The organism is Streptomyces sp. NPDC041135, assembly GCF_055592085.1.
In genome coordinates this window covers 28478-49220 of sequence record NZ_JBVIYZ010000021.1, presented here as the reverse complement: position 1 = coordinate 49220, position 20743 = coordinate 28478, and the positions used below count along the sequence as shown (strand labels likewise).

Annotated in this window: 22 protein-coding genes; 16 read left to right on the top strand and 6 right to left on the bottom strand. The window is 71.2% G+C overall.

The window, feature by feature from the left end; all coding sequences use genetic code 11:
* The first annotated feature begins 206 nt into the window (after positions 1-206).
* Positions 207-374 (top strand): hypothetical protein, encoded by a 168-nt coding sequence (locus tag ACZ6CZ_RS30870; RefSeq protein ID WP_469027677.1) that lies wholly within the window; start codon positions 207-209, stop codon positions 372-374.
* A 20-nt stretch (positions 375-394) separates the two neighbouring features.
* Here ACZ6CZ_RS30870 and ACZ6CZ_RS30865 read toward each other — a convergent pair whose 3' ends face one another.
* From ACZ6CZ_RS30865 to ACZ6CZ_RS30855, 3 genes are all read right to left on the bottom strand, one after another.
* Entirely contained in the window at positions 395-1225 is an 831-nt protein-coding gene (locus tag ACZ6CZ_RS30865) for a DciA family protein (protein ID WP_469027674.1), read from the bottom strand.
* The gene (locus ACZ6CZ_RS30860; RefSeq protein WP_469027672.1) at positions 1225-1953 is read right to left on the bottom strand and encodes a hypothetical protein; all 729 of its coding nucleotides are present in this window, start codon (positions 1951-1953) and stop codon (positions 1225-1227) included. The genes ACZ6CZ_RS30865 and ACZ6CZ_RS30860 overlap by 1 nt, the downstream gene beginning before the upstream one ends.
* A gap of 1997 nt (positions 1954-3950) precedes the next feature.
* Complete coding sequence (locus ACZ6CZ_RS30855) at positions 3951-4217, bottom strand: helix-turn-helix domain-containing protein (RefSeq protein WP_469027669.1); 267 nt, start codon at positions 4215-4217, stop codon at positions 3951-3953.
* A 93-nt stretch (positions 4218-4310) separates the two neighbouring features.
* Between ACZ6CZ_RS30855 and ACZ6CZ_RS30850 the strand changes: the two genes are divergently transcribed.
* Positions 4311-4958, top strand: a complete 648-nt coding sequence (locus ACZ6CZ_RS30850) for an HAD family hydrolase (protein ID WP_469027666.1) — start codon at positions 4311-4313, stop codon at positions 4956-4958.
* Positions 4959-4962: 4 nt separating this feature from the next.
* A complete protein-coding gene (locus tag ACZ6CZ_RS30845) occupies positions 4963-5802 on the top strand; it encodes an NAD(P)-dependent oxidoreductase (protein ID WP_469027664.1) in 840 nt (279 codons plus the stop codon).
* 7 nt (positions 5803-5809) lie between these two features.
* On the opposite strand, the gene ACZ6CZ_RS30840 is transcribed toward ACZ6CZ_RS30845, so the two are convergent.
* The 3 genes from ACZ6CZ_RS30840 to ACZ6CZ_RS30830 form a co-directional block, all read right to left on the bottom strand.
* The gene (locus ACZ6CZ_RS30840) at positions 5810-6379 is read right to left on the bottom strand and encodes a phosphotransferase-like protein (RefSeq protein ID WP_469027661.1); all 570 of its coding nucleotides are present in this window, start codon (positions 6377-6379) and stop codon (positions 5810-5812) included.
* Entirely contained in the window at positions 6376-7413 is a 1038-nt protein-coding gene (locus tag ACZ6CZ_RS30835) for an AAA family ATPase (RefSeq protein WP_469027659.1), read from the bottom strand. Before ACZ6CZ_RS30835 ends, ACZ6CZ_RS30840 begins: the two co-directional genes overlap by 4 nt.
* 182 nt (positions 7414-7595) lie before the next feature.
* Entirely contained in the window at positions 7596-8348 is a 753-nt protein-coding gene (locus ACZ6CZ_RS30830) for a GntR family transcriptional regulator (RefSeq protein WP_469027656.1), read from the bottom strand.
* Between the two features lie 264 nt (positions 8349-8612).
* Between ACZ6CZ_RS30830 and ACZ6CZ_RS30825 the strand changes: the two genes are divergently transcribed.
* The 13 genes from ACZ6CZ_RS30825 to ACZ6CZ_RS30765 all read left to right on the top strand — a co-directional run bounded on the left by ACZ6CZ_RS30825 (position 8613) and on the right by ACZ6CZ_RS30765 (position 20559).
* A complete protein-coding gene (locus tag ACZ6CZ_RS30825; protein ID WP_469027654.1) occupies positions 8613-8996 on the top strand; it encodes a hypothetical protein in 384 nt (127 codons plus the stop codon).
* Positions 8997-9364: 368 nt separating this feature from the next.
* A complete protein-coding gene (locus ACZ6CZ_RS30820; RefSeq protein ID WP_469027651.1) occupies positions 9365-10225 on the top strand; it encodes a hypothetical protein in 861 nt (286 codons plus the stop codon).
* Between the two features lie 169 nt (positions 10226-10394).
* Positions 10395-10595: a hypothetical protein gene (locus tag ACZ6CZ_RS30815; protein WP_469027648.1), complete on the top strand. Its 201-nt coding sequence runs from the start codon at positions 10395-10397 to the stop codon at positions 10593-10595.
* Positions 10596-10848: 253 nt separating this feature from the next.
* Entirely contained in the window at positions 10849-11145 is a 297-nt protein-coding gene (locus tag ACZ6CZ_RS30810; RefSeq protein ID WP_469027645.1) for a WhiB family transcriptional regulator, read from the top strand.
* Between the two features lie 193 nt (positions 11146-11338).
* Complete coding sequence (locus tag ACZ6CZ_RS30805) at positions 11339-11527, top strand: DUF5999 family protein (RefSeq protein WP_469027777.1); 189 nt, start codon at positions 11339-11341, stop codon at positions 11525-11527.
* A 121-nt stretch (positions 11528-11648) separates the two neighbouring features.
* Positions 11649-12020, top strand: coding sequence for a hypothetical protein (locus ACZ6CZ_RS30800; protein ID WP_469027642.1), 372 nt, complete (start codon positions 11649-11651; stop codon positions 12018-12020).
* Between the two features lie 141 nt (positions 12021-12161).
* Complete coding sequence (locus ACZ6CZ_RS30795; protein WP_469027640.1) at positions 12162-14351, top strand: DUF2637 domain-containing protein; 2190 nt, start codon at positions 12162-12164, stop codon at positions 14349-14351.
* Positions 14352-14597: 246 nt separating this feature from the next.
* The gene (locus tag ACZ6CZ_RS30790; protein ID WP_469027637.1) at positions 14598-15113 is read left to right on the top strand and encodes a hypothetical protein; all 516 of its coding nucleotides are present in this window, start codon (positions 14598-14600) and stop codon (positions 15111-15113) included.
* A gap of 3 nt (positions 15114-15116) precedes the next feature.
* A complete protein-coding gene (locus tag ACZ6CZ_RS30785; RefSeq protein ID WP_366016842.1) occupies positions 15117-15317 on the top strand; it encodes a hypothetical protein in 201 nt (66 codons plus the stop codon).
* Positions 15318-16058: 741 nt separating this feature from the next.
* Positions 16059-17747: a hypothetical protein gene (locus tag ACZ6CZ_RS30780; protein ID WP_469027634.1), complete on the top strand. Its 1689-nt coding sequence runs from the start codon at positions 16059-16061 to the stop codon at positions 17745-17747.
* A gap of 11 nt (positions 17748-17758) precedes the next feature.
* The gene (locus ACZ6CZ_RS30775; protein ID WP_467404897.1) at positions 17759-18193 is read left to right on the top strand and encodes a hypothetical protein; all 435 of its coding nucleotides are present in this window, start codon (positions 17759-17761) and stop codon (positions 18191-18193) included.
* An 87-nt stretch (positions 18194-18280) separates the two neighbouring features.
* Positions 18281-19123, top strand: a complete 843-nt coding sequence (locus ACZ6CZ_RS30770) for a hypothetical protein (RefSeq protein ID WP_469027631.1) — start codon at positions 18281-18283, stop codon at positions 19121-19123.
* Positions 19120-20559, top strand: coding sequence for a DNA/RNA helicase domain-containing protein (locus ACZ6CZ_RS30765; RefSeq protein WP_469027628.1), 1440 nt, complete (start codon positions 19120-19122; stop codon positions 20557-20559). The genes ACZ6CZ_RS30770 and ACZ6CZ_RS30765 overlap by 4 nt, the downstream gene beginning before the upstream one ends.
* Positions 20560-20743: the final 184 nt, after the last annotated feature.

Here is a 20743-nt window from a genome sequence, read left to right as displayed (position 1 = left end):
GCAAAAGCGGCAAACAGCACGTGATCGCCTTAACCTGCGATCATGGGTACTGAGCCGGACGTGGCCGTGCGCCTGGCCACCTCCCGCCGGATGCGGCCCAGCGTAGAGCGCGCTTCCCGGCGTGCCCGCCAGGCGCTCCTCATCGAAGAAGTACCGCCCTTGACGATTTGGCGTCGAACTGCCGACGTCTATTGGAGGTGGGTGCGGTGGCCCTTCTTCGCAACCGCATCGCCCACCACGAGGGGATCTGGCACCTGTCCCTCGAAGCCCGCCGGGACGACATCCAGACCGTGCTCGGCTTCATAGCGCCGGCCGCCGCGACGTGGGTCGCCGAGGCCTCCCGCATCGACGGCGTCCTCGTCCGCCGCCCCTGACACCTCGAGCTCTCCCCCTCTCACGCGGTCTTGCTCAGCGGCGCCGGCTGCGGGACCGCGGCCGCCGACCCGGCCTCCCCCGCCGCGCGCTCTGCACGGGCCCGGCGCAGGGCCGCGGCGTAGGAGGCGTCGGCCTGGCGGCGGCGTTCGGTGCGGGCATGCTCGATCGGGGCTGGCTGGTCGTCGGCTGCCGGCTCCGGCTCGGGGAACGCCCGGCGGCTGAGCGCCCGCATCGCGGCGGTCTGGCGCTCCATCGCCTGTGCGATGGCCGGGTCCACCCGCGACGGCGGCGCCGCCTCCTGGTGCGCGGCGAGCGCACGGTGATAGCCGTCCGAGGCGGTCTCCCGGGTACGCGGCGGCCCGGCGGGCGCGGCCGCGGGCTCCGGATCGACGTCGGCCGGCTCGGGCACCGGCACCGCGCCGGGCGCCAGGATCCGCAGGGACCAGACGACCGTCCGACCCGCCGACTCGTTGGCGGCCGCGACGATGCGGGTCTGCTCCAGCCGGGTCTTCGTCGCCCAGGCCGACGACTCGGGGCACACGGTGAGCCGGCCGGAGTCGGCGTCGTAGCCGACGGCCGCGACGTGCCCGGCGAGCTCGGGTGCGATGGCCTCCCACCGGGCGCGCAGCGAAGCGCCGGCGGCCGGGAGCTCCCAGGCCCGCTCGGTCACCAGCGCGCCGATCGCGGCACCCAGGCCCATCGGCTCGCGCCCGTCGCGCCGGACCACCCGTGTCGTGCGCGTCTTCGGCTGCACCGTCCGGTCGCCGCCGTTCTTCTGCGCCGCCACCTTGGCAGCGCGCAGTGCGACGCGGGCCAGGTCGACGCCACTGAGCTGCGGGGTCTCGGTCATCACGCGACCTCCCCGGCGAGCTCCTGGACGCGGTGGACACCGCAGACGCTGCGCGACGGCAGGGGCTTGCGCCCGCACGGCACGTCTCCGTCCCGGCCCGCGCAGGTCTCCTGCCCGGCCGGTGCGGTCGGGGCGGGCACGACGGCGGCGCCCAGCATGGCGGCCTCCTCCCGGCAGAGCTTGCACAGGCTGTCCTCGAGGGCGCGGCCAGTCAGGAAGATCCGGACGCCGCAGTCACCGCAGGAACCGCGCGGACCCTCCAGCTCGCGCTGCGCCGGGACCGCGGCGGGGGCCGGGTTGCGGGCCGCGTCGTCCAGCACGCAGTCGACGCAGCGGCCGCCCGGGCCGGGACGGGTGCCGTGCTCGGGGCACAGGCCCTGCTCGATGCGTTGGGCACGCCTGCGGGCGACGGCCTTGTCCTGGACGATCTCGGCACAGACCTCGCAGTCCTTGCCGGTCGACCACAGGACACCGACCTCGCAGTCCTGGAAACCGCACCCCCAGCGCGGCAGGGCCACCCCCAGCAGCCAGCGGCCCGGGTCGCGGATCTCCGAGAGCATCACCTTGGCGAACCGGGCGGTCAGCCGGTGCTGCAGGCGTTCGGCGTCGGTGCCCTTGCGCAGCTGGCGGCCCACCTCACGGGCGATCTGCCGGGCGACGAAGTCGCTGGTCACCCGCTCCAGCAGCAGGTGCACCGGCTCCAGCACGGCGTAGATGTGCGGGCTCATGGCCAACTGCGGTCCGTCGTACGACGACCCGGCAGACCCCCCGCCCCTGCTGCGCTTTTCCGTTTCCGGCTTCGAGGGGGAGGGCTGGCTGTCTCCACCCGCGCGAAGCGCGCGACCACCGCCGGCTTCCGTACGCGCAGCAGCGTCAGCCGGGTTTTCCACAGCCCCAGCGCCCTCAACTACCGGTACCTCGCCTACGGCGGATGAGAAGAACGCGCGCTCGTCCTCCGGTGAGTCAGTCCTAGGTGATTCCTCATTCGCGAGGGATCCCTCACCAACCGGCGAACCCGATCCCTCACCAACTTGGGAACTGACCGACTCCTGAGAACCACCGGTCACAGCCGCCTCAGCAGCCCCGGCGACCGCCGCGCAGCCACCCTCCGGACGGGCCTCGGGAGCGATGTCGTGCGCGATGTAGCGGTGACGCCCCTGCGCCCCCGCACGCCGCTGCACCGTCACCCAGCGCGCAGCCTCCACCTCGTCCACCACCGCCGACGCGGCCATCACCGACAGCGGCTGACCCGCGCTCTTTCCCGAGTGGTGCCGCAGGCCGGCCGCCAGCTCCGCCTCCGTCAGCGCGATCCCCCGAGCCTGCGCGAAGGCGATCAGCGCGAACGCACGCAGCTGCCGGGGCGTGAGGTCCTCCGCGGCCGCCACCGGCAGCCACACGAACGCCTCCGTACGAGTCATCGTCCGCACCGTCCGCACCGCAGACGTGCCCGTGCCACCCGGCAGCGTCCGACGCTCCGAGAACAGCTCCACCACACCATCCGGGCCCGGACGACGCAGCTGCGTCATCCCCCGCTCCACCGACGCCGTCGACAGCCCCAGATACGAGGCGATCGTCGACGACTTCGCCTGGCACCCCTCCGGCCGCGACGCCAGCGCCTTCACCTTCACGTACACCGACAGCGCGACGTCCGCGTACGCCGCCGACGACACCAGACGCATCGGCACCCGCACCCGCTGCCGCCGAACCGGCACGGTCGCGTCCACGGCGGCCGGTGTCGCCACGGCGCTCAACGGCCCACCGTCCCGACAGGAGCAGTGGACACCACAAGTGCCGAACATCCCAACGTCGTCTGTGTCGCCATCGGGCTGGTGTACACGCCAAAGCGGACACCCTCCTCAGCAGGCAGAACTCGCGTTTCCTTGTTCACCCGCCGACCCTGCTGCGAACGGCCTGTGGACAGAGGACGCTCAGCCCCGATCACCCCGCGAGCTCCCGCGCAGCGGGCAACAATCTTGAGAGCCGTCCCGCCACACGGGACGAAACCCTCCTGGACGCCGCCGCCGACGGAGCTGTCGACGACATCCGAGAGCGGGTGCATGAGCGGGGCGGCAGACACCGCGACCACGCTCATCGAGCAGACCCCGAAAGAGTTGCTCTTGGATCTTCCTACTGGAAGACCCTCTTCCTGTACGAAGCGGGTAAAGCCGAACGAACCGGACGCCGATTCCGTCACACGGGAAGCCTGTAGAGACTGAACCGGTGTGAAACGGGCAGGGTCAGGCTGACAGGGGACACCACTTTCGGGCACTATGAGGACGACCGCCTTGATGTATCACTCGGCGTATCACCGAGTGTGTTTCAGCAGATGGGTGGGTGCGCCCCCTCCGGGAGGAGCGGGCGACGACCGGACGAAGAACCTGAGGCGAGTCCTTTCTCTCCTTGCGTGATTCGGACGGACGGTCTGCGGAGCCCTTGGCAGGGACCCTGCGGAACGGATTGCAGAACCCCCTGGCAGGGGTTCTGCGTTTGTTGTTGGCCTGTGAAGGGCCGAACTGGTATCTGCAGCTCGTTGAGCTGCGGTTCAGAACCGGCTGGCACCGGGATCTGAACGCCCGCACTGGAGGGATCCAGGCGGTAGACGGGCCGCGCGAGGCCGAGGGAGGGCGGCAACCCTCTTCTGGTGCGCGCGGCCGGTGGCGGTTACGTCACCCCGACCCCCTCGATTCCGATGGCGGAGTCGGCATGCCCGAAAGCGGGCTCGAGATCAGGTCTCATTCGGCATCTCCTGAAGGGCGGCCGGGTACTTCTCGGCGAGCCTACGAAGGAAGTGCGCGTACTTCAGACGATTGCCGCGGTGGGGCTTGGTGAGCCCCGCCTCCCACCGCGCGACTGCAACGCGCTTGACGCCGATGGCGTCGGCGACCTCGGCCTGGGTGAGACCAGCAGTGACACGCAAGAGCTGCCGGACGGCAGGTGCTGGGAGCGTGTCGTCATCCACCAGGGCATCAACTCGACGCAGCGGATCCGACATGCCAGCCTCCAGCCTAGAGAACAGTCCCGGAAAAGATACACGAAGTGATCTCCAGAACTGCACTCCATTCGGTGCCCGGTAGTCTCCGTGCCCGTGTCCCGCCTCGTGTTCTTCGACTTGGACGGCACGCTGGTCGACCGTCAGACGGCGCTCAGCGACGCCGTGACCGGCCTTTGCCGTTCCCGTAGTCTCCCTCCGGCCGCCGATCAGTGGCTGCGCACCCAACTGGCCGACCGCGCGAACGCCGCCGACTTCGCCCGCCTGCGGGAATCCTTCCGCCTGGAGGTGTCGGCCGCGGACCTGTGGCAGGAGTACATCGACCTCATGGCGGCCTCTGTCACCTGCCGCCCCGAGGTCCTCGAGGGCCTGGCCCGCCTGCGCGCGGCCGCATGGACGATCGGCGTCGTCACCAACGGGGCTGGAGACATCCAGCGCGCCAAGCTCGCCGGGACCGGCCTCGCCGGACTGGTCGATGGCGTCGCCGCCTCGGGTGACCTGGAGATTCGCAAGCCGGACCGGCGCCTCTTCGAGCTCGGGGCCACGCGGTGCGGCGTCGACCTCGCGGGCGGCGGCTGGATGGTCGGCGACAACCCGACCGGAGACATCAGTGGCGGCCACCAGGCCGGTCTGCGCACCATCTGGCTGCGCGGCCGCCCCTGGCCCGAGAGGCTCCCCGACGCGCACCACGTCGTCGACGACGTCACCGACGCCATCACCATCCTGCTCAACGAGACGGAGTAGCACCGTGGACCAGCCGACCGTCGGCATCCTCCACCCCGGCAGCATGGGCGCCGCCGTCGCTGCCTGCGCCGCGACCAACGCGGCAGAGGCCTTGTGGTGCGAGACCGGGCGCAGCACCGCGTCCGTGGAGCGAGCCGCCCAGTTCGGGCTGACACCCGTGGCCACGCTGTCCGAGCTGCTGGACCGCAGCGACATCGTCATCAGCCTCTGTCCGCCGGCCGCTGCCGAGGACTTGGCCCGTGACGTCGCCGGGCACCGCTTTGCCGGGGTGTACGTGGAGGCGAACGCCATCAACCCCGAGCGAATGAAGCGGATCGCCGCGCTGCTCGAACACGGCGCGACCGTCGTGGACGGCGGCGTCGTCGGCTCCCCGCCGGTCGGCGGCAAGACGCCGACCTTGTACCTGTCCGGCCCGGCTGTCGCGACCGCGCGCCTTGAGGCGCTGTTCGCAGGCACTGCCGTTCGGACTGCGGTGCTGGGCCCGGAGGTGGGGAAGGCGTCTGCGCTGAAGTTGTCGTACGCAAGTTTCCAGAAGACCAGCCGGGCGTTGGTGGCGCTCGCGGTCGCGATGGCGCGCGAGCACGGCGTCGACCAGGAGCTCATCGCGGTCGCCTCCCGGCGAGCCGACTCGTATCTTTCCGAGCCGCGGTACGTCGCCAAGACCGCCGCGCGCGCCTGGCGCTGGGGTCCGGAACTGGAGGAAGCTGCCGACGCGCTTGAGGCAGCCGGCCTTCCACCGGAGATGCTGCGCGCGGCCGCGTCCACGCTGGCACGGTGGAACGACGCCAAGGACGACGGCTCGCTCACGCTCACCGAGGCCTTGGACCGACTCGCCCAGCCGTAGCCCGCGCTCATGCCGTCGCTGCTCCCGCCCGCTGCGCCAGCAGCTGGTCGATGAGCCGCGCCGAGTCCTGCGGGGCCGCCGTCGTGGTGTCCACCGTCAGGTCCCAAACCATGCCCGGGTGCGCATCCAGGTCTTCGCGGGTCGCGTCCCATGCTGCCAGGCGCGCTGCGGTGTCGCTGTCGCCGCGCCCCGCCGATCGCTGCTCGGTTACCTCGCGCGGGCACCACAGGAGCACGACCGACCAGTCGGCCGGGTAGCCGTTGACCAGCGCCCGGATGCCATCGACCTGCCCGAGGTGCACTACGGGCACTCCGGCCGCGAACGCGGCGTCGACGCCGGGCCTGTCGATCGCGTACGTGTTTCCGTACCGGGCGTTCGCGTAGACGACGTCGCCCGCGGTCTCCAACTCATGCAGCTGCTCCGCCGTGCCCATCCGGTAGCCGGCCGACTTGCCCGTCCCAACTTTGAGCCGCGCGAACTGTGCGTACTTGGAGTCGAGTGCGTTGAGCGCGGCGGTGACAGTGTCCTTACCCGAGGCCGGTGGGCCGTACAAGATCACGCCTTGACGACCGGTCATGCGTACATCGCCCCCATCGCCTGCCGGGCCTGGTCCGCGAGTGTGACTGCGGTCCCGAGCCGGTTGTCGACGACCAGGTGCGGTACAGCTGGGCGCAGGCCGAGGTCGATCGTGGCCATGTACTCCTCCCACCGCTGGAGCTTCCACGCGTCGCGGGCTGCAGAGCGGAAGGTGATGTACTCGCGCATCGACTCCTCATCGCAGCGCACCCAGACGGGGAAGACGTCGACGCCCATGGAGGCGGCCCGGTTGGACAGGCGCTGCATCCAGTCCGGGTCGGTCATTTCCGCGATGAACGGGGCGGTCAACACGGTAGAGATACCGCACTTGATGTTGGCCATGGCCGACTGCATCAGGCAGTCGTACTCCACCGGCCGTACCTTCTCGCGGTAGAGCTCGGTGTGCCGGTCGTTCGCGTCGCCGCCCAGCGCAACCAGGAGGCGCTCCACGAGCGGGCGGGTGAGCGGGTCTTTGTCGAGCAGCGGCCAGCCAGTGAGCTGAACGAAGAAGCGTGCGAGCTCGGTCTTGCCGCTTCCGGCGAAGCCGCCGACCAGGATGAGCACCGGACGGTGAGGGTCACCTCCCGTGTGCCGACGCTTCCACGCGTCGATGATCCGCTGCTGCAAGTCGACGTGGTCGGCTTCGCCGGAGCCCGGCGCGATGCGGTGAACGGCTCGCTCAACCGCCAATACTTGCGCCCCGTTGAGGCGGTCGTCCATCGGTGTGATCTTGAAGGACGTCTCCTCGCCAGGCAGGGCGGTTCGGAAGCCCAGGTCGGGCTCAGTGGCCCGGTACAGAAGGCAGTAAGCGCGTCGGTAGTGCGGGCCGGGGTATACCTCGCCCTGCTCATGCTGCCAGAGAGTCTGCGGATTCGCGGCAGGGATGCCCTTCAGCCTGGCCTGCTCAGCAACCTGACGGAGGCGTTCACCGGCCTTCTCCAGGGTCAGGCCGTGAGCCTCGCGCTGCTCGCGCAGCTTGTCCGGACGCCAGCCCGCTCGGTGCTTCCCCACCCTGTGACCCTCCGTGATCGTCATGGCCGTGAGCCTAGAGCCAGGCCCGCAAATCCCATATGTACGTAGTTGTTGAAAACCCGTGAACACGGGTGTGCACGAGCTTCGACAAGCCTTTGTGATGTTGCGCTGCGGCGCTCGCGACTGTGATGGCCCCCACAAGACGACTAGTCACGAGGGGGCTCGAAATGGGCGAGGCGGGGCGCTCAGGCATCGAACGCGTACTCCAGCACGTAGGCCGCGCTGTCCATGGTCATCTCGTTCACTTCGACGGCCTCAAGCTCAGCGTCGAAGGCCGTGCGACACAGCTTGATGACGGGGCGCTCCAGGGGCATGGCCAGTCGTTCGGCCTCCTCAGCGACGGGCAGCCGGCATCGGATCTCTTCGCGGAAGTGAGCGGGCGCGTGCCCGATCTCAGCGAGCCGCGCGTATGTGCCGCCTTCGCCGGTGTCCACGCTCATGATCGCTGTGCCTTCGGCCAGGCCAAGAGGCAGGTACGAGGTCGCGAGCATGACGGGCCTGTCGTCCAGCACGAAGCGTCGGGACCGAGCGCAGACGAGTTTGTTCTCATCGACGTCCAGCATCCGAGCGATGTGCGGCGGTGCGGCCACGGTGTCCACGCGGATGTCGATCGTGACGGGCCGTTCCTCGTCAGCGGACCAGATGGACTTGCCAGCACCCCACTGCTCACGTGCGAGTCGCTGGATGCCGTGCCGCCGGATGGGGCGGAACTCGATGACCCGAGCGCCGGCACCCTTCTTCGTCTCCACCAGGCCCTCGATCCGAAGGATCTTCAGCGCCTGGCGGGCGGTAAGTACAGCGACCGCGTACTGGGCGGCGAGCGCGCTCTCGCCCGGCAGCCGATCGCCGGGGCCGTACTCGCCGGACTCGATCGCCGCCTTCAGGTCGTCGGCAATCCGCTGGTACTTGGGCCGCTGGTCGCCCGTGTCACTCGCCATTTGTCTCCCTACCTCGTTAGCGATCCTACGGCCGCTGGCTATCGAGGAACCGGCAAGGCCGCCCCAGTGTGTGAGGGAGCGGCCGGAGGAGCATATCTCGTTAACGTAGCTCTTGACATCGCTAACGAGGATCGGTGTACTGAAGACGCGCCGAACCTCGCTAACGAGGTCGAGGTGGGGGTGCCGAAGAGGTGCTGCTTCGCCCTGCCCACTCGCCATCGGGACGCGTCCCAAGGTCAGCACATCCCAGAGGAGCACCACTCCATGAACGTCATCTCCCGCCCCGCCGCCAGCCTCGCCACCGAGCACTTCGACACCGAGACGCTCGCGCTGCTGGACGAACTGGACGTCGAGATCCCCGAGTTCGGCGGAGTCGACCTGGACGTGGCCTTCGGGACCCCGCTCGAGATGTACGAGGCCGGTGAACTCCCCCACGAACGGCTGGACGGCCTGGACATCAACGCCGCCGTCGCCGCGATCGAGGCCCGCGAGAACCGCAGGCTCGCCGCCCACGACATCCTCGCCACCGACCCGACCGCCACCGAGCTGGTCCGCGAGCGCCTGGTCGACGTGCTCTTCCCCTACACCGCGCAGCTGCGCATCACCAGGCCATCCACAGCCGCCGAGCCTCTGCCGCTCGCGTCTTAGCTCCAGCCGGGTCCTCGCGGACCCGGCTTCCCCACCCGGAACCGCCCACAGGCGGTGCCGGATGAGGGAGCCGGAACGTCGGCCCTCTACCAGCAAGATCGCCAGTGGTGTGCTCATGCGTTTTGGAGCCCTGCTGGATGTACCACTGCACCATCGCGGTTCCTGCGGCCCGCCTCTTCGGAGGTGGGCAGGTGGTCGGAGGCGGTAGCACGATCAAACCCCCCGGCCGGCAGGACTGCTTGTACAACCTCAGCGCTGATGCGCTGTCTTCCTGCCGGGATTCGGGCTGTTGGCTAGTGGACCTGGTGGGTGGAGAGAGCATCCGCCCCGCGAACACCCTCCCTCTCTTTTCCTGTCGAGGAGCCGCCATGCCTGAGCTCGCCATGCCCAAGGCCGCTAAGCGCAAGGGCCGCACCCGTACCTCCCGCGTCAGCCACCTCGACGCGATCGCCCTCTCGACCCTGTCACCCGGACACATCGACATGCGGACCGTGGAAACCACGCAGACCCGCCGCATCTCGCTGGTGTGCCCGGACTGCGGCACGTGGGTGCCCGTGACCCCCCACCGAGGCACCTACCTGCTCAAGACGGTCCCGCACCACACCGGAAAGGCCGGCGTCGCCGACGCGATCCGCTGCCGCTCCAGCAACCGCCTCGTCGACGTGGACATCACCGACTACGCCTGGCGCCGCCAGTACAGGGACTGGGCGCGCGAAGAACGCCTCGCCGTCGACCTCACCCGCCACCGCCGCGCCACCGTCCAGACCCTCAAGGTCGCCCGGCCCCAGGAGCGCCCCGCCGACCGGCGAGCCCAGTGGGAGCGCGCGATGCCCGCTGCCCGCCGGGCCGACGCCGCCCGGACGGTTCCTGCCGACGCGATCCCCACCACTCGCGGTCGGGCCGTCGACGGCCCCGTCGGCGCCCCGCTGGCCATGATCCCCCAGACCGCTGGGGACCAGCGCTCCGTCCGCGCCCTGGCCAACGGCATCCTCCGCGCCCTGGCCGACGCCGACCAGGACCGGCGCGCAACCGATGTCCTTACGGAGCAGCTCACCCGCGCCGCCTATACGCACCTGGCCACGGCTTGGCGCCGCCCCTTGACCCCTGCAGACCAGACGGCGCACACCGCTCTGATGGCTGCGGTCAGGGCCGCGCTGCCCGCTCCGGCCCCGGGCGAGACCGCGGCTGTGTACACCACCCGCTGCCGCAGGCCCGCGCTCAACGCCTGAACAGTCGGTCTGGACGGACGCCCACGATCACCGGCCATCCCCACTATGCCCAGGGGTGGCCGCTGGTCGTGGCCGGTCGTACGACCCGCCAAAACCGCGACAGCCCCGGCGACTTGGAACCCTCCGGGGCTGTCCAGGACCTGTCTCGGAGGACCTGATGCAGCACAGCATGACACGAACCATCCCCGCCCCGGCAGGCGGCCTCTACGACGACATGGAGGACGAGGACAACCGCCGCGGACCGGAGCCGGACGAGACCGAGGCCTTCCACCGGCTGGTCCGCAACCTGGTGGCCGATGGCGACGCGCGGGCCGCACTGGCCGGCCGACGTGCCCGCCGCACCCTCTCCGAGATGGCGACGGTCCGGTGAACGCCGTCCTCAGCCTGACCGACGCGGAGCGCGATGAGCTCTCGCGTAAAAACGCTGAGCAGAACAAGCGGTCGGAGAACAACCGCCGCTGACCGATCCCCCGGCATTGCCCGTCGGCCCCGCCCCTTCCCGGGCGGGGCCGACGGCAAGCGTCGGGAGTTCACCCCCGCTCCGGCCATCCGGCCGCAGACACGCGAACAGCCCCGGGGATTGCGCCTCCGGGGCTGCCGAACGGACCTTCAGGGAGGCCCTGATGAACCGCTCCATCGTACGCACCCCCTACTACGGCGCCGTCGCCACGAGCGACACCGAGGACCCCCGCGCGCTCTGCGCCGACGAGGACCCCGAGCTGTTCTTCCCGATCGGCGACACCGGCCCGGCGCTGCTCCAGGAGGAGGAAGCGAAGGCGGTCTGCCGTCGCTGCCTGCTGCTGGAGTCCTGCCTCCGGGGCGCGTTGGAGCGGGGTGAGAACTACGGCGTGTTCGGTGGCCTGTCCGCGAAGGAGCGCCGCTCCCTCAAGCGCCGCGCCGCCCGCAACCGCACCGCCTGACGGGAGCGGCGGGCAACTTGCGGCCCGCCTCGCAGCACCGCCACACAAGGGCTGTCCGCACGACGGGCGGCCGGCCCCTTCGCACGTCTCCGACCCGGGAAAATCCCGGGATCGCTTCCTCCCCGCAGGAGAGCCCATGCGTAGCAGTACCCAGCTCGGCACCGCGACGACCGGCACCACGCTGCCGGACTCGCTGTGCACGCACACCCCGAAGTGCCCGACCGCCGCCAGCACCGACGCCGAGGCCGCGCAGGTCGTGGCCGCGCACCCGGAGCAGGGCTGGAGCCTGCTGTGCAACGCAGTTCTGCTCTTCGAGGACACCGGTGAGCTGCTCCCCGACGGCCAGGTCGTCGCCCCGCACCGCCCCCTCGCCGCGGTCTGACGGCTGCCTGATCCGCCCGCACCGGCCGCCGAACCCCGGCGGCCGGGACGGGCGGTGACTGGGAGCCGGACAGCCCCGGACCCACCGGCCCCGGCCGGTGTACGCGATGTGAGGACAGCACATGACCCAGCCCCAGACGCAGGCCGTACAGCCGAAGGTCACCTACACCAAGGCCGACATCGTCCTCTTCCGCGACGTCGAACGGTTCTGGCTCGGGCTGCCCGGTCACACGTTCGTCGGCCGGGTGGAGCGGTCCTGGACGAACGGTCACAGCGGAAAGCTCCTGTACGACCTGACGGACCTGAGCGGCAACCGGGCCCGCGCCGGGATCGACCCCGACTACATGCGGCTGCTCCCGCCGACCGACGCGATGCACGACATCGACACCGCGCCGCTGAGCGAGCCGGACACCGGGGCGATGACCCCGGCCTCCGTCGCCTGGCTGCGCCAGCACCTCGGGCAGGACAGCAGCGCGCTGCCCGCCCGGCCCTGACCAGCTGCCTCACGGAGAGGGCCCTCCGAGTCCTCGGCATTAGAGCTGCCGGGGCCTCGGAGGGCCTGGTCACGACCCTACCGACCGACGTCGACCCGCGGTGACCTCTTGCACGAGGCGCCGGAAAGAGAGGACACCCCCGTGGCCAACACCACCACCCGGTGCAGGCGGAAGCCCGCCCCGGCCGCGAAGCCCCGAGGCGCCGGGCGCACCAAGGCGCCGGCGGCTCCGGCCGCCATCCCCGCCCAGGCCGTCTCCGAGGAGACCGTGCCGCTGGTGTTCGAAGAGGCCAACCCGGTCCTGGCCGACGCCGCCGACCGTGCAGCCGACCTCCGGGACCTGGCCGCCGACGACGCCGCGCGCATCCTCGCCGACGGCGAGACCCGCGCTGCCGAACTCCTGGACGGCGCCCGCTCGGAGGCGGCCTCGATCACCGAGGCAGCCACCAACGAGCAGGCCCGCGTCCTGGCCGACGCGCAGGCCGCCTCCGACCGGGTCCGCACGGAGGCCGCGACCGCCGCGGCCGCCGACGCCGACCAGGTCCTGGCCGACGCCGACGCGAAGGCCAAGCAGCTGCTCGCCGACGCGCGCGCGGAGGCCGACACCGTCACGGCGACGGCGTCCAGCGAGGCCGACCAGGTCCTCGCCGACGCCAAGGCGGCTGCCGAGCAGCTGCTCGTCGACGCGCGCCGCCAGGCGCAGGAGGTCACCACCACGGCGGCCTCGAAGGCTGACGCCGTGCGGGCGGAGGCCGCGCAGGTCCTCGCCGACGCGGAGACCAAGCGCACCGAGCTGCTCGCGGCGGCGGAGCGCACCGCGGCGGAGACCCGCAGTCGCGCCGCCACCGACGCCGACCAGGTCCTGGAGCGGGCGCGGAGCGAGGCCGACCGGATGCGCGAGAGCGCGGACGGACAGGCCGCGCAGATCCGGGCCGGAGCCGAGAAGGCCGCGGCCGGCCTTCGCCAGGACGCCGAACGCGCCCTGGCCGACGCCCGCACTTCTGCTGAGGAGTTGCGGGCCGCCACCGACAAGGACGTCACCCGGCTGCGCGAGCAGGCGGAGACGGACGCGACGACGGCCCGGGAGGCGGAGGCCAAGGCCACGGCCGACCGGGCCGCCGCCGAACGTGCCCTGGCTGAGGCCGAACGGATCCTCGAGGCGGCGACGCAGCGCACCGTGCAGCGAGCCCGCCGCCGGGAGATCCGGACCGAGTCCCGCGCCAAGCGGCGCAAGGCCCGCAACGACGCCCGGCCCGCCGGCGGTGTTCCGCCCCTGTCCGGGCAGGAGCTGGTCCTGGTCGTCGGGATCGTCCTGGCGGCCGCGACCGTCTCCACCCTCGGTCTGCTGTCCTCCTACACCGCGCTGGAGACCAAGGCGACGGCGTGGGGCTGGGACTGGCCGTGGCTGCTGCCGGTCGGCATCGACGTCGCAATCCCGGCGTTCACCGGCGCCAACCTGGTCCTGATCCGCATGGGCATGGAGCTGCGCTGGATCCGCTGGGTGCCCCGGGCGCTGACGGCGGTGACCGTCTACCTGAACTGGAACGCGGCGCACTCCGCCTCGGGCCGCCTCGGGCACGCCGCCCTCACACTGCTGTGGGTGATCTTCTCGGAGATCGCCTCCCACGTGTACGCCACGCGGATCGGCGCGGTCACCGGCAAGAAGCGGATGGAGACGGTGCGGCGCTCGCGCTGGATCCTCGCCCCGATCCCCACCGCCCGGCTGCGCCGCCGGATGATCCTGTGGGAGATCACCTCCTACGAGGAGGCGCTCACCCGGCTCCAGGAGCAGACGTACCTGCGGGCGCGGCTGCGCGAGAAGTACGGCTGGATGGCGTGGCGGTGGAAGGCCCCGCTCAAGATGCGGATGGCGCTCAAGCTCAACACCGCGCCCGCCGCGCTCGCCGACACGCTCACCCCCGAGGACGCTCACACCGTCGAGCGGATCGAGGAGGGCGACGACGCTCACGACGCTCACTCGGAACCGAGCGCCCTCACCTCCGGGAAAGCCGAAGGTGAGCGTGAGCGTCCGGCGCTCACCACGGGCGCTCGCCACGGTGAGCGCGACACGGAGGGCGACGACGCTCACCGAGCGGACAGCCCCCGGACGCGCAGCGAGCGGGACACGCTCACCGAGCGCCGCCACGACCGCATCCGTCTCCTCTACACCGAGCTCGGGCGCCGCCCGCAGTGGACGGAGATCCGCGACGCGCTCACCAAGGCGGGCCTGTCCGATGAGCCGGTCTCCCGCCCGACCGCGCAGCGCCTGCGCGATCAGGTCGAAGCGAGCGCCCCGGTGAGCGCCAAGGCGAGCGCGCCCGCCAACACCTGAGCGCCCGCACCCCCGCACAGCACCTGCCGCTCATGGTCGCCCCCGGTCCGCGCCCACGCTCCCGAGCGTGAGCGCGGACCGGTGACGGCCACGGCCGGCAGGCCGCTCGCCCGCGCCCGCCCCGAGCGGGGCGCGGCCGATCAGCCCGAACCGAGCACGATCCCGGCCCCGCACGCACGCCTCGGGGACACGGACCCATGAACCCCTTCCCCCTCCCCACCCCCCGAGACCTGGAGGTCTTCTGCCATGCCCGAGAACAACAACCGGTGGACCTCGGACCACCTGATGAAGCCCGGCGGCACCGCCCTGTACGGCGCCCAGCAGCGCGAGCGGCTGCGGCAGATGGCCGACGAGGTCAGGGCGCTGCTCCGCGAGTACCGGGCCGACCTGGAGAACATCAAGTTCGACGGGGACAAGCCCTTCGAGGCCCGCATCCGGGCCTTTCTCGCGTCGCGTCCGCTGGCGCAGCTCGAAAGCGACCTTCGGGACGCTGTAAATCACGCCGGAAAGCTCGACGCCGAATTCCAGCGGCGCTATGTCGAGCTGCCCGAGAAGCGTGAGAAGAAGGCGGAGAAGAAGGAGCTGGAGAAGGCGCGCAAGAAGGGCCTGAACACCGCCCGCGCGGTCAGCACCGCCGGACAGCTCAACGGCCTCTCGCAGGCCCTCAACGAGCCGACCGGCGACGGGAAGGGAGTCGCGAAGAAGACCGGCACGGACGGCGGCGACCACACCTTCCTGGACTTCCTGGAAAAGAGGGCCTGATAAGTGGCTGCGCCGCTTTCCAAGGGCCAGGTCGCCCGCTGGGACAAGCGCCTGGCGGAGACCACGACGAACAAGGCGCGCGCGACCGCGCTGTGGGACCTGGCCCGCCTCCTGGCCGGCGACGACGACAAGGCATGGGCCGACCTGGTCCTGCTGCTCCAGGGGTGGACCCAGAGGCAGCAGGGCCGGGGGCCCGGCTCGTAACGCTCCGCGCTCATCACTGCTCATCATCACCGCTTCACTCTGTGGATCCGGGGGTCCTATACACGCGCGCCTGTACGCGCGCGTGAGGCCCCCCGGGTTCGTGACCCTGAGTGACTGATCAAAAGGAGACGGCCGATGGCCGACGACGACGCCGGGGGAACCGTCCTCGGCTTCCCCGGCGGGCTGACGATCCCGGGGCCGGTGGGCAGCGGCCCGCCGCCACCCGGGGCCGCGGCCCCCACCCTGAGCGACCTGCCGGAGCTGGCACCCCCGCCCTCCCTGCTGGTGGCGGGAGATTCCGATGTCAGCGGCGGGAGCACGACGACCGCGCACGCGGACCCGGGAATGCCGGACAGCCCCCAAGGGCAGGGAATCGCCGCCATGTCGGTGGTGATGATGGCCGGTATTACCGTCGCCGCAATGCGCGGAGCGTGGAATGCAGCCGCATATCTGAAAGCCCGGCATGAACACCACCGGGCAATTGCAGATCAGCAGCGAGCGGCGGCCGATAAAGCCTCGATCGGTGTTGAAGTGGCGCGTCAGAAAAGCCGCTTGCAGGCCGGTCCGGAATTCGGGCGCAGTACTCGCACATCAGGCGGCGGAGGCGGCCGGACAAACTCCGGAAAGAATTCCCCGCCCAGTACGTTCCGCTCGCCCGGCGGCTCCAAGCCGCCGGGCGGCTCCGGGACCAAGACGCCCAACAAGGCGCCTGGAGGCGGTTCTGGCGGCCGTACGCCCTCGTTGGGCGCTGGCGGGCGCGGAGGCGGTGGAGGAGGCCGCAGGGGAGCCCTGGAGTCCTCCGGGACAAAGGGCGGCGGAAACACCGGGAACGGGGGCCGAAAGACCCCGACAACCGGCACGAAGAACAACTCCGGCAGCCTCTCCGGAGCCGTACGCGACCGTGCCGCCGACCGGATCCGCAACGGCCCCAAGCCGAAGAACAGCACCGGCACCCTCGGCACCGGCAAGTCCGGCTCGGGCGGCGGCACCGCACCGTCCTCCGGGTCGAGGCCGGGCCGCGGGCCCGGGTCGAAGTCCGGCACCTCCGGCTCGAAGTCCGGCACGACCGGGACCAAGTCCGGTACCTCCGGAACTGGTTCGGGGGGCAAGGGCCGGGTCACGCTGCCGGAGGCGGTGGCGAAGGAGTCGGCGCGGCGGCTGAAGAAGCGCCGCAAGCGGCTGTCCCCGCCCGTCCTGACCACGGTCCGCAAGGGCAAGGGCAAGAAGGGTGCGGGGAAGTCGGGCAGCGGCGGCCCCGGCCCGAAGCGCAAGGGCAAGGGTCGGGTCACGCTGCCGGCGGCCATCGCGAAGGAGTCGGCGCGGCGGCTGAAGAAGCGCCGCAAGCGGCTGGACCCGCCGGTCCTGACCACGGTGCCAAAGAAGAAGGGCAAGAAGGGCAAGAAGCCCGCCGCGGCCGGGACGACGCCGACGACGCCGAAGGTCAGCCTGACCAAGAAGCCCAAGCCCGGCACTCCCGGCGCGGGCGGCACGGCGACGCCGAAGGTCAGCCTCACGAAGAAGCCGAAGCCGGGTACGGGCGGCGCGGCCGGCACCGGCGGCACGGCGACGCCGAAGGTGAACCTCCGCAAGAAGGTCAGGCTCACCAAGAAGCCGCGCAAGCCCGGATCGGGCACGGCCGCCGGATCCGCCGGCAGCACGAGCACCACCAGGCCGAAGCCGACCGGCCCGGGTGCGACCCCCAAGCCGAAGGCGGATAAGCGCCGTTCCCGCCGCGGCTGGTGGGAGCGATCGAGTGCCCGGCGCTCCGGCCGTCCGGCTCCCGACCCGTCCAGCTCCACCAGCTCCGGCACCACGCCGGGGCCGGGGCCGGGGCCGGGCGCAGCGCCGGGCGGAGGGTTCGGCCCGCCCCCGGGCTGGGGCTACGCACAGGGAACGACGATCACCGTCGAACAGGTCGGCGGCGAGGGCTGGACCGCCCGCCGCGAGGAGAACCGCCGCGCGGCCCGCATCCCGGCCGGAGCCATTCCCGCATCACGAACAGGAGGAACCGGAGTGACCGTGCCCGTCCCGGCGAAGGCACCGAACACCCAGTACGCGGACAGCGACCTGACGATCTACGACGTCATCGAGTCCGACGCCGACATGGCGGAGGAGATCATGGCGGGCGTCGACGAGGCCAACGCCGCCGCTGAGGGCTGCGACAGGATGATGACGCGGCTGGAGGCCCTCCACACGAAGATCGTCGACCTCAAGGTGCCCGGTGTCCTGGAGGGCTGGGTGCTGATCCTGGCGGAGAAGGCCGTCAGCGTGAAGGCGAAGGCGGAGGCCCTGGCGGAGAAGCTGCCCGCCGCCTCCGAGGCCATCCGCACCGCCGGCGAGAACGCGGAGCGCCGCCACAAGCCGCTCGCCGACGCCGTCCGCGATGCCGGACACGCCGCCCCCGCTGAGCGCGACTACCACGTCGAATAGGAGAACTCACCGTGTCTGACCTCGTTCCCGTCATCGGCGGAGCCCTCCAGAAGACCGGCTCCGTCATCGTCGGCGCGGTCCGCTTCGGCATCGTCGTCGCCCAGCTGACCGCCGCCAGCGCCACCATGGCGGGCCTGTCCAATCAGGTCCGCTCCACATTCAAGTACGTGGAGGACTGCGCGGACTCGGTCGACAAGCTCGCCGACCTCGCCGCGGCCAAGGCCGTCGACCAGTCCACCGTCAACGAGCACCGCGAGGCGGCGACCGTGATGCGGTCCTGCAAGGAAGAGGCGGAGGCCATGGCGGTGGAGTGCGAGGAGATGTCCTCGCTGTTCCACGAGACCGCCGACGCGCACATCGCCGACTACGGCGCGGTCGCGGACGCCGCCAACAACATGCCCGACGGCATCGAGATGGCCGACCGCACCTTCTACAGCAACCGCTGATCCACCCTCACCCCCTCTCACCACGAAGGGCGGCGAACCCACTGCGGGTTCGCCGCCCTTCCTGATGCCTCGAAGGAGAGCCCACCGATGATCCGCCTCGGACCCCTGCGCGGCCGCTTCGCCCTGGCCCGCAACGCCTTCGGCCGCGTTGCCACCGTGGCCGGCACCGGCGCGCTCGCCACCGGAACCTTCACCCACGACTTCTACGGCCCCTCCGTGCTGGCCGCCCTCGGCTGCGTCGGGTGGGGCGCCCTGTGGTCGCTGACCCTGCCGCGCAACGCGGCGGGCAACACCGCCATGGGCCTGTACCTGTCCCCGTCGGTGTCCATGGCCGCGCTGCTCACCGCGCAGCGCATCGTGCCCGGCATCGACTGGTACTGGCAGCTGCTCGCCGACGCGGGCTGGACCGCCGTGATGCTGTACGTGCGCCCGGCCCGCATGGCCCGCGTCCTGGTCGGCCGCGAGAAGTCGCTGACCCCGGAAGCGATCGAGCAGACCCAGGTGCTCCTGGCCGCCGACACCGACCAGGCCGGCCCGCAGCACCCGATGTCCGCCTACTGGACGCAGCACGTCGCCATCGAGGGCGGTGCCGCCCCGAACACCGTGCTGGAGCAGATCGAACGCACCGGTGAGGAGTCGATGACCGCCGTCATCCGCTCCACCCTCCCCGGCAAGCCGGTGCCGAAGATCGACCTGCTGGAGCTGTCCGCGGCCATCAACTGGCCCGAGGACGACATCGCCATCACCCCCGTGCCCCGCCAGGGCGCCGGGGTGCGACGGCTGACCGTCGGCCAAGCCCCCGAAGAGGCCCTGGACATCTACACGGCCTGGGAGAAGCTCATCGCCCCCAAGGGCATGCCCTCCACCGTCATCACCGCGATCCGCACCGTCGACATCCCCGACGAGGAGACCAAGGAGCTCCCCGCATGAGCAAGATCTACGAGCTGACCGTGGAAGCGGTAGAGGCCGGCGACATCATCACATTCCACCCGATGAAGCTCGCCAACGCCCTGCGCATCAAGGACGTCAACCGGCTCGCGGTGGAGACCAGCGTCATGGGCGACAAGGCCCTGGTCACCATCTACCCGCACGACCCCCTCGCCCGCGTCATCCTCGCCGACCCGCAGATGCTGGTCATGGACGAACGAGGGCGCATCTGGATCGGCCGCTACCACAACGGCCGGCCCTCCCTGCTGCGCCTGTACGACCCGGCCTCCGGCTCCGCGCAGCGTCTGCTGCTGTTCGGCACGACCGGCGCGGGCAAGTCCACGGCCGGGCAGATCGTCCTCGCCGCGATGAAGCGTTCCGGGATCGCCGTGCTGTACGCCGACCTCAAGGGCGGCCAGTCCGCCCCCGAGGCGTACGGGCAGACCGGGCCCGGCGCGGACGGCAACGTCGCCTGGCGGGTCACCACGCAGGAAGGCACGATGGCGCAGCTGCGCACGACGTGGCTGACCATGATGGACCGCCAGGAGCGCTACGCCCGCCTGGGACGCTCCAAGTTCCTGCGCGACAGGCCCGACCCGCTGATCTACCAGATCGTGGACGAGGCCAACCGCCTCCTGGAGAAGGGCGCGCCCTACCGGGACGAAGCCACCTTCTACATCAAGGACATCGGCCGCACCGGCCGTTCCCTCGGGGTCGGCATCGGCCTGTTCGCGCAGGCCGGCCACCTCGAGGAAATGGGTGGCAGCGACACGCTGCGCGCGATGTTGAAGGAGGGCGAAGTCGTCCTGCTCCGCTGGACCAGCTCGATGATGAAGCAGCTGGTGACCGACGGCCTGCTGCCCGCCGGGCAGGTCCTCGCGCCGATCCCGAAGTACGCGGGCGAAGTCGACCTCATCTCGCAGTTCGACGAGGAGCACGACGACAGCGACCAGCCCGGCACCCAGGGCACCGCGTACAACGTCAACGGCCGCTACCCGACGTCCAAGATGCGGTTTTGGAACATCGGCTCCGACATGCCCACCGAGGAACTGGACCCGATGGTGCTGGACCTCTACGGGCCCGGCGCCCCGCCCGAGATCGAGCAGGACGCCTGGGACCTCATCGGTGACGCCTACTGCCAGCGCCTGGACGGCATGGAGGCGTACCGGGCTGTCTTCCCCGAGCCCGAGGAAGACGAGGACGGCGAAGGCGGCGGGGGCAAGAAGAAGGGCGGCGGAGCCAAGAAGGCCGCCTCCCCGGTCCCGGCCGCCACGGCCAAGCCCCGCGCCCGCACGCTGCGCGAGCGCATCCAGACCGTCCTGGACGCGCACGACGACCCGCTGGACGCGCTCCAGATTCTGGAGCTGGTCAACGACGACGGCGGCCGCGAGGTCAAGCTCGGCAGCGTCCGCAACACCCTGACCGCGATCAGGAGCTGACCCCCTCTCCCCCTCTTCCGGCCGGGCCGGGCCCCGCGCCCCGGCCCGGCCGGCCTTCCCGAAGGAGTTCTTCGCTGTGGCGCTGACCGTCTCCCTGGTCGTCTTCGCCGGAATCCTGGTCGTGGTCCTGCTGCGCACCGGCTATCTGCGCCTGTGGCCCGCCCTCGCCGCCGCCCTGTTCGGC